General features: G+C 67.6%; 1 protein-coding gene. It reads left to right on the plus strand.

What is annotated here, in order from left to right:
* The coding region (locus HFK74_RS32965) for a VCBS domain-containing protein (RefSeq protein ID WP_218953965.1) at positions 1 to 712 on the plus strand (712 nt) is incomplete at both ends.

Here is a 712-nt window from a genome sequence, read left to right on the forward strand (position 1 = left end):
GCGACACGATCGGTGCGGGTCAGTCGGGCGCCGATCATGCGGCGACGGGCAACGTGATCAGCGGTGAGGGCACGACCGAAGGCACGACCAATGCCGACGTCCAGGGTGCGGACGGCGCCTCGGTGAGCGCGGTGGAGAGCAACAATCCCGGCGGCGGGGCGTCGCAGACGATCACGGCCGGCGGCAGCGTGACGATCAACGGCCAGTATGGCGTGTTGACGCTGCACTCGGACGGCACCTACTCCTATGTGCGCACTGCCGGCACGCCGGGCGGCAAGCAGGACGTGTTCACCTATACGCTCAAGGACGGCGACACCGACACTGACACGGCGACGCTGACGATCAAGATCGACGACAGCGGGGTGACGGTGACGACGCCTGGGGCGGACTCTGCCGGCACGACGGTCCATGAGGCCGGCCTTCCGGCGCGCGGCAGCGAGCCTGCGGGCTCGAATGAGGCGGCGAACTCGGAGACGACGTCGGGTTCGGTGACGTTTACCTCGCCGGACGGGGTGCAGAGCATCGAGATCGGCGGGCAGCCGGTGAGCCTGGCGGCGCTGGCAAATGCCACGCTGAATACGCCGGTGACGGTGGCCAACAATGCCACGGGCACGCTTGTTGTGACCGGCTACAGTTACAATGCGGCGACGGGCGCAGGCTCGATCAGCTACAGCTACACGCTCAAGGACAACACCTCGGGCGACACCACCAG

The sequence above is a fragment of the Pseudomonas sp. SbOxS1 genome, from assembly GCF_013416725.1.
Classification (GTDB): Bacteria; Pseudomonadota; Gammaproteobacteria; order Pseudomonadales; family Pseudomonadaceae; genus Aquipseudomonas.